This is a genomic window from Bradyrhizobium sp. NAS96.2 (assembly GCF_001908235.1).
GTDB lineage: Bacteria > Pseudomonadota > Alphaproteobacteria > Rhizobiales > Xanthobacteraceae > Bradyrhizobium.
Map to the genome: position 1 here is coordinate 1 of NZ_LGHK01000168.1, position 3,375 is coordinate 3,375.

2 protein-coding genes are annotated in these 3,375 nt (G+C 65.0%); one reads left to right on the plus strand and one right to left on the minus strand.

Annotated features, from left to right (window positions below; genetic code table 11):
* Positions 1-170: 170 nt before the first annotated feature.
* Positions 171-1,553 carry an LLM class flavin-dependent oxidoreductase gene (locus AC628_RS30720; RefSeq protein ID WP_074130536.1) on the minus strand — a complete coding sequence of 461 codons (1,383 nt, stop codon included), beginning with the start codon at positions 1,551-1,553 and terminating at the stop codon, positions 171-173.
* 231 nt (positions 1,554-1,784) lie between these two features.
* Between AC628_RS30720 and AC628_RS30725 the strand changes: the two genes are divergently transcribed.
* Positions 1,785-3,170 (plus strand): M20 family metallopeptidase, encoded by a 1,386-nt coding sequence (locus tag AC628_RS30725; protein ID WP_074130537.1) that lies wholly within the window; start codon positions 1,785-1,787, stop codon positions 3,168-3,170.
* The last annotated feature ends 205 nt before the right edge of the window (positions 3,171-3,375 follow it).

Here is a 3,375-nt window from a genome sequence, read left to right on the forward strand (position 1 = left end):
ACTTCGAGGCGACGGTGGCAACCGAAGCTGCCTGGCTGCTGATTGCACACATCAGACTCCTGACCCGCAGACTTGCCGCTGCAGATAGGGGGCGATGATTTATGAGTCAGACTCTCAGGATGACGGGTTGGAAATCGTAGCGTGGGTTAGGCGTGGGCGTACCTACGCGGTTACTGCGCCGCACTCCGCTTCACGCGATACCGGCTCGCCGGATGCGTGTCGTTCAGCTTTCGACGCCCCTCGCCGAACAGCTTCTCCCGCAACGTGCCTTTCGCATACTCTTTCTTGTAGCGGCCGCGCTTGACGAGCTCAGGCACCAGCATGTCGGCGATGTCCTCGAAATCGCCGGGCGAGATCGCGAACGCGACATTGAGTCCGTCGACATCGGTGTCCTCGAACCACTGCTCGATCTTGTCGGCGACCTGCTCCGGCGTGCCGACCACCACGGGGCCGGCGCCGCCGATGCCGACATGCTCGGCGACTTCGCGCACGGTCCAGACCCGATCAGGGTCGGCTCGGGTGACGTTGTCCATCGCGGAACGGCCGGCGTCGTTCTGCACGTGGCGGACTTCCTGGTCGAGCGAATAGGTCGAGAAGTCGACACCGGTCCAGCCCGACATCAGCGCCAGCGCGCCTTCGTGGCTGATATGACTGCGGTACTCCGCGTACTTCGCCTTGGCCTCGGCCTCGGTCGGCGCCACCACGATGCACATCATCGAGAACATCAGGATCTCGGCTGCGTTGCGGCCCTTCGCTGCCGCGAGCTCGCGGATCGCCGACACCCGCGGGCCGATCACCTTTGCCGATGGCCCCGACATGAACACGCATTCGGCGTGCTCGGCGGCGAACTGGCGGCCGCGCGGCGAGGTGCCGGCCTGGTAGAGCACCGGCGTGCGCTGCGGTGACGGCTCCGACAGATGGATCGCGTTGAGCCGGTAGTTGGCGCCTTCGTGCTGCACCCGATGCACCTTTTTTGGGTCGGTGAAGATGCCGCGCGCGACGTCGCGGATCGCGGCGTCGTCTTCCCAGCTGCCTTCCCAGAGCTTGTAGACCAGCTCCATATATTCGTCGGCGAGCTCATAGCGGTCGTCATGCGCGGTCTGCTTGTCCTTGCCGGCGCCGCGCGCGGCGGAATCGAGATAGCCGGTCACCACGTTCCAGCCGATCCGGCCGCCGGTCAGATGGTCGAGCGTCGACATCCGCCGCGCGAACGGGTAGGGGGGCTCGAAGGAGAGATTGCTGGTGACGCCGAAGCCGAGATGTTCGGTCACCGCGGCCATTGCCGGGATCAGCATCAACGGCTCGTTGGCCGGGGTCTGCGCCGCGTTGCGCAGCGCCGCATCCGGATTGCCGGCATAGACGTCGTAGACCCCGAGCACGTCGGCGAGGAACAGCCCGTCGAACCGGCCGCGCTCCAGCGTCTTCGCCAGGTCGGTCCAGTAGGACAGCTTGTTGTAGTCCTTGGTGCGGTCGCGCGGATGGGTCCATAGCCCCGGTGACTGATGCGCCACGCAGTTCATGGCAAAGGCGTTGAGCCGGATTTGTTTTGTCATTGTCGAAACCTTGGTCGAAACCTTGAGCGCCGCTTCGATTGCTGCCCGGTTGGGCGTCCCGCATCAAATTGGTGCGACTTCCCACGTTTTGGCAAGGCCCCTTCGCGATTCACACCCTTCCGGTGGCGGGCCGATCCCGATAGGTTGCCGGCCTCCAGAAGCATGATCCGGATGTGCGACGCAGCGATCCGACGGGATCCTGCCAAGACGCGACCGGACGAAGGAACAATCATGGCGACACGGGCCGACGCAATCGCAAAGGTGCGAGAGCATTTTCAATCGGGACAGTTCTTGAAGGAACTGGACCGCAGGGTCGGCTACCAGACCGAGAGCCTGAATGCCGACAAGGCCGGTGCGCTGCGCGCCTATCTGGTGGAGAATCTGCAGCCGGCCTTCGCCGAGCTCGATTTCAAGACCCGGCTGATCGAGTCGCCGACCGGCCGCGGGCCCTATCTGATCGCCGACTACCAGGAAGATGCCGCGCGGCCGACCGTGCTGACCTATGGCCACGGCGACGTCGTCGACGGCATGGTCGGCGAATGGCGCGACGGGCTCAATCCGTGGCAGACCACGGTCAAGGGCGATCGCGTCTATGGTCGCGGCACCGCCGACAACAAGGGCCAGCATTCGATCAACATGGCCGCGCTGCGCGCGGTGAAGCAGGCGCGCGGCGGCAAGCTCGGCTTCAATGCCAAATTCATCATCGAGACCGGCGAGGAGATCGGCTCGCCCGATCTGCGCGAGGTCTGCGAGGCGCATCGCGAGGAACTGAAGGCCGATCTGTTCATTGCCTCCGATGGCCCGCGGCTGTCGGCGGAGCGGCCGACCATCTTCCTCGGCTGCCGCGGCGGCAACCGCATCCATCTCGACGTCAACCTGCGCGAGGGCGGCAATCATTCCGGCAATTGGGGCGGCGTGCTGGCCAACCCCGCGACGATCCTCGCGAATGCGATCGCGAGCCTGGTCGACGGCAAGGGCCGGATGAAGCTCGAGATCCTGAAACCGCCGCCGATCTCGAACCGGGTCCGCGCCGCACTCGCCGACGTTGAGATCAAGCCGACGGCGGACGAACCTCAGCTTGCGGAGGATTGGGGCGAGGAGGGGCTGACCGCGGCCGAACGGCTCTATGCCTGGAACACGCTGGAAGTGCTGGCGATGTCATCGGGCAATATCGAAAAGCCGGCCAACGCGATTCCCGGCCATGCCAACGCGGTGCTGCAGCTCCGCTTCGTGGTCGGCACGAAATATCTCGAAGTGATCGACGGCGTGCGCGATTATCTGCACAAGAATGGCTTTCCGATGGTCGAGGTTTCCGGCGCGCAGCGCTTCGGCGCCTCGCGCACTGACATGGACAGCCCGTGGATCGACTGGGCGGCGAACTCGATCCGTACCACCACCGGCAAGGCGCCGGCGGTGCTGCCGAACTTTGGCGGCTCGCTGCCCAACGACGTGTTCTCTGAAGGGCTCGGCCTGCCGACGATCTGGGTGCCGCATTCCTATCCGGGCTGCTCGCAGCACGCGCCCGATGAGCACATCCTGTTGCCGGTGACCGAGGAGGCGCTGACGATCATGGCCGGCCTGTTCTGGGATCTCGGCGAGGCGCCACGCAAAGGTTGAAGGGCCGGCGCTGTATCTTTCCCCGTCATCCTGAGGTGCGAGCGGAGCGAGCCTCGAAGGATGCACGGCCCCGCTGGTGGCCGTCGATCCTTCGAGACGCGGCTGACGCCGCTCCTCAGAGTCTGACTCATAAATCATCGCCCCCTATCTGCAGCGGCAAGTCTGCGGGTCAGGAGTCTGATGTGTGCAATCAGCAGCCAGGCAG

Coding starts and splice junctions, on each gene's coding strand:
- AC628_RS30725 (WP_074130537.1), top strand. CDS start 1,785: ATGGCGACACGGGCCGACGCAATCGCAAAGGTGCGAGAGCATTTTCAA.
- AC628_RS30720 (WP_074130536.1), bottom strand. CDS start 1,553: ATGACAAAACAAATCCGGCTCAACGCCTTTGCCATGAACTGCGTGGCG.